At 34.8% G+C, this 1,969-nt stretch carries 1 protein-coding gene; it reads right to left on the bottom strand.

Features of this window, described 5'->3' with window-relative positions; translation table 11 throughout:
- Positions 1-823: 823 nt before the first annotated feature.
- Positions 824-1,810 (bottom strand): 3'-5' exonuclease, encoded by a 987-nt coding sequence (locus L1272_RS22890; RefSeq protein WP_235374355.1) that lies wholly within the window; start codon positions 1,808-1,810, stop codon positions 824-826.
- Positions 1,811-1,969: the final 159 nt, after the last annotated feature.

The following is a 1,969-nucleotide window of genomic DNA, read 5'->3' as shown; positions in this document are numbered from 1 at the left end:
AATCAAAACACACCGCCAAGTGAAAGAGCCGTAAAAACTTCACGCGCTTTAAGTCAGAAAAAAGACTAGTTACCTCTTGCTTGACTCGCCCTTGAAAGGGTGAGATTGCGCAAGCCTAATGTTCAAATTAACCCCAGCTTGAACTAGCTATTGATAGAATTGGCTTAACGATAATGCTGTGAATTTTGATTGCAACATATGTGCACGCCAGTAATATAAGAATGATATCCATAATCTCCTCCAATGCATTTGACCGAAAACGCAGAACTAAAAATAAGTAGATCTGTATAGCGGTCGCATCGAATGAGATTTCGATTCCTATACAGAAGAGTATCCCGTATAGGAATTGGTTAGGTATTTGTGAAAGAATCACTTCAACCGTCTTAATACCAAGAAGGTATTAACGCTGAGATTTAACTTCAACAGCTAGAAGCCACTTTAAATACCAATAGGCATAATTATGCATAGTGCAAAAATCAAGGACCTAAAAGGTAAAGTGGATTGAGAAATCATTATTGGAAATTTGTATTCCGATAATGACTCAGAAGAGTGGTTGTTACGTTGATAGTCTGTGTTGATTGGTTAACCCTAAAGGCTGAACCTCTAGGGTTATAATCAATATAATTGCTTATAAATTTTTAGTCAACAATACAAAAGATTAAATTTCCCGAAATAAGGCAAACAACATTTGATTAATTGAATAAGTGTGATTAATTGAATAAGTGTGATTAATTGAACAGTGATTAATTGAATAAGTGTGATTACCAAGGGATACTGACGGTATAAGTACCAAGCGATTTTGACGTAATCACACTACTACAGATTAATCGTTAGTGTAGTAAATCTCTTCGATAAACTCGCTTGGAAAACAAACATCATTAATATCTGATGTTATTGGTGGGCTATATTCGTAATCTTTTTTGAATAGTGCCAATTCACCCACATCCTTTAAATCATCAATATCAGCCTTATTTAAGTAGCTATGAATAAATAACCGTTGCTCAGCGCGTGTCATCCCAACAAACAGCAAACGTCTTTCCTCATCGATTGGTGACTGCATATTTGGCATCGTTTCCTGGATAACATCAAAAATAGCCACATTAGTCCACTCTAGACCTTTAGAGCCATGGTATGTGGTTAAAGTTACCACTGATTTATCAATTTCAGATTTACTGTTTTGCTCTTTAATTTTATCTGAGTAAAGCTTGATTCTTTCGAACCAAGAGCCTGTTTTTGTCTTGAGCCCTTCAAGAAGTAATGTTTCAACAGCGCATTTATTCAGCTTGTCGCCTTTTGAGCGGCGCTCTATGATGAAATCAATCAACAAATCAATTCTGGTGTTTATCTCTTTGGAATCATGAGTGTTTTCAAATAAATAATAATTTGAATAGAACATTTCAAAAGCCGTTCCATTAATTGATTGACCGTAATTATTTAGATATGACTCAATATCAGAATTACTCTTGATACTTTCAGAAATTAAAGGAATTAGGTTCTCATCCTCTTTTAAGTACCCTAAAACTTCTGACAAATGGTAGTGTGCAAACTTATTTAAAAAATAAGAACACAGTTTAATTACAAAATCACCAGCGCTTGTTTTAAAAATACTTGTTTGATTGTTTCTTGAATACGCTACTTCATGTTCTATCAGAAACTCTTCTATTGAGTCCAATGCAACATTAGTTCTGCTTAGGATCGCCCACTCACCATCATATTTACTGTAGTTCTCCAAAAATGTTAACAGCATACTTTTTTTAAATTTATGTATGTATGTTTTAACAGTGCCACCAATTTCCTTCCCCGAAACCATACCTTTGGGAATTCTATCTTTATTAAATTCTAGGCCTTGTTGATCAAATGCAACTCTCTAACAAATTCACTTAACTTACTGATATTTAGGCAGACCAAGGGTGTTGATCTTATTTAGCGCCTTCACTTTGATCATCGCTTCAACCAGTTGGCGATTGTA

The sequence above is a fragment of the Pseudoalteromonas sp. PAST1 genome (genome assembly GCF_021532515.1).
Taxonomy (GTDB): Bacteria; Pseudomonadota; Gammaproteobacteria; order Enterobacterales; family Alteromonadaceae; genus Pseudoalteromonas; species Pseudoalteromonas simplex.
Note: the sequence above shows the minus strand (reverse complement) of the source record. Positions and strands in the feature narration are given on the sequence as shown.

Coding starts and splice junctions, on each gene's coding strand:
- L1272_RS22890 (WP_235374355.1), bottom strand. CDS start 1,810: ATGGTTTCGGGGAAGGAAATTGGTGGCACTGTTAAAACATACATACAT.